The organism is Inquilinus limosus MP06, assembly GCF_000767795.1.
GTDB lineage: Bacteria > Pseudomonadota > Alphaproteobacteria > DSM-16000 > Inquilinaceae > Inquilinus > Inquilinus limosus_E.
Genome location: NZ_JANX01000778.1, coordinates 1 through 2,273 on the forward strand (window position 1 = coordinate 1; position 2,273 = coordinate 2,273).

At 71.3% G+C, this 2,273-nt stretch carries 2 protein-coding genes; one reads left to right on the top strand and one right to left on the bottom strand.

The genetic code is table 11. The features are described 5' to 3' along the window. Nucleotides 1-13: 13 nt before the first annotated feature. Nucleotides 14-1,171, bottom strand: a complete 1,158-nt coding sequence (locus P409_RS32240; protein ID WP_034848228.1) for a trypsin-like serine peptidase — start codon at nt 1,169-1,171, stop codon at nt 14-16. Nucleotides 1,172-1,331: 160 nt separating this feature from the next. Between P409_RS32240 and ypfJ the strand changes: the two genes are divergently transcribed. Continuing rightward, complete coding sequence (ypfJ, locus tag P409_RS32245; protein WP_034848230.1) at nt 1,332-2,177, top strand: KPN_02809 family neutral zinc metallopeptidase; 846 nt, start codon at nt 1,332-1,334, stop codon at nt 2,175-2,177. Nucleotides 2,178-2,273 lie beyond the last annotated feature (96 nt).

Consider the following 2,273-nt stretch of genomic DNA (forward strand, 5'->3'; position numbering starts at 1 on the left):
CGCCCTCGATCGCTCAGCCGCCATGGACGGCCACGTATTTCGCCACGGCCTTCTCGAAGGCCCGGCTGTCGACCGCGAGATAGGCCGAGCGGCTGCCGTCGTCGCCGCCGTAGAAGCGGGTGACCACGGCGACGATGGCGTAGCCGCCGGGCTGCTTGACGAAGATCGGCGAGCCGCTGTCGCCCTTGGTCATGTCGCAGTCGTGCAGCAGCGTGCCGTCGTCGCGCAGCGAGACGATGCGGCAGCCGACATGCTCGGTCATGCGGTCCGGCGCGTCCCAGGAATAGCCGCCCTGCATCACCCGCTCCCACCGTCCGGCGGCGATCTCGGTCCTGTCCTCCGGCTTCAGCCGGTGCACCGCCATGATGCCGGTGGTGTCGCCGATATCGGCGTCCAGCTCGACCAGCGCCCAGTCGAGATTGTACCAGGACTCGCCGCCATGGCTGCGCCCCGCGCGGAAGCCCGGCGGCAGGTAGAAGCCGGCCACGCCCGCCTGCGCCACCTGGGTCGATCCGGCGCGGCCGGCGCGGAAGCGGCGCGGCTTGTCCAGCGAATCGTCGTCGCGCATGAAGCAATGGGCCGCGGTCAGCACCACCCGCCGCCCGACCATGGTGCCGGAGCAGGAGCCGTGCTCGAAGGTCAGCTCCCCGATCGCGCTCCACGGCATGCGGTCGACCTCCGCCAGGCGGCGGTGGTCGTGGCCGAAGAAATGGTCGCGGATCCCGGCCGGGGTGTCGCGGCCCAGGCAGTCGGCGGTGTCGCTGCGCGCGGCGCAGCGGCCGGTGCCGGTCACCGGCTCGTCGCAGATGTCGTCGAAGGCGCTGGCGCAGCTGTTGGTGCGGTTGCGCCGGGCATAGAGCGGCCGGCAGTCGGTGACATCGGTGCCGTCGGCGCAGACGCCGCTGCCGATGTTCGGTTCGTCGCAGCTGTGGTCGTCGGCCCAGCGGCAGCTGTCGTTGCCGCCCGCCCGGATCGGCCGGCAATCCGAGGTGTCGGTGCCGGGGGCGCAGTCGCCGCTGCCGATCACCGGCTCGTCGCAGCGGTCGTCGAAGGACCAGCGGCAACTGTTGGGGCCGGGCTTGGTGCCGGGGCCGGCCAGGGCGGCGGACACGCCGCCGCAGAGGCAGAGGGCCATCCAGGCCGCCAGCAGGCGCGGGATCGGAACAGGCATGCCAGGACCGGGTGGGCATCCGAAGCGAGACGATTCCGCATCCTAGGCGTGATCCCGAGGCGAAACGATGGCGGATCGCGCAATCGTCCTACCTCCCTTAGGATGGAACCCGACGGACCGCCGCGGGTTGTCCCGGGCGCATCAGGGGAGAGAGACGGCGATGCGGTGGCAGGATCTGAGGCGCAGCAGCAATGTCGAGGACCGGCGCGGCATGCGCCCGGCCGCGGTCGGCGGCGTGGGCGGCATCGGCGCGATCGTCATCGTGCTGGTGGCGCTGTTCTTCGGCGTCGACCCTTCGGCCCTGCTGCAGCAGGTCGACCCCGGCCCGTCCCAGACGGAGACCGCCTCCGGCCCCTCCAGCGCCGCGCCGGACGAGATGTCCCAGTTCCTCGCCGCCGTGCTGGGCAGCACCGAGGACACCTGGGGCGCCGTGTTCCAGGAGGCCGGCAGCCGCTACGCGCCGCCGAAGCTGGTGCGGTTCAGCGGCGCCACCCGCTCCGCCTGCGGCTCGGCCAGCGCGGCGATGGGCCCGTTCTACTGCCCGGCCGACCGGATGGTCTATATCGACACCGATTTCTTCGACGAGCTGAGCCGCCGCTTCGGCGCGCCCGGCCAGTTCGCCGAGGCCTATGTGGTGGCGCACGAGGTCGGCCACCATGTGCAGAACCTGCTCGGCATCATGGACAAGGTCAGCCAGTTGCGCGGCCGCGGCGGCGACGGCAACGCCCTGTCGGTGCGGATCGAGCTGCAGGCCGACTGCTTCGCCGGGGTCTGGTCCAAGCGCGGCGACCAGCAGGGCCATTTCCTGGAGCCGGGCGACATCGAGAGCGCGATGAAGGCGGCCGCCGCGGTCGGCGACGACGCGCTGCAGAAGCAGAGCCAGGGCTATGTCGTGCCCGACAGCTTCACCCATGGCAGCTCGGAGCAGCGGGTGCGCTGGTTCCGCCGCGGCTATGACAGCGGTAACCCGACGACCTGCGACACCTTCTCGGCGCAGACGCTGTAGGCTCCAGATAGGCCGGCCCTCTCCCATCCCTTTGCGTCATTGCGAGCGCAGCGAAGCAATCCATGCAGCCGCCCTTGCGGGACGATGGATTGCTTC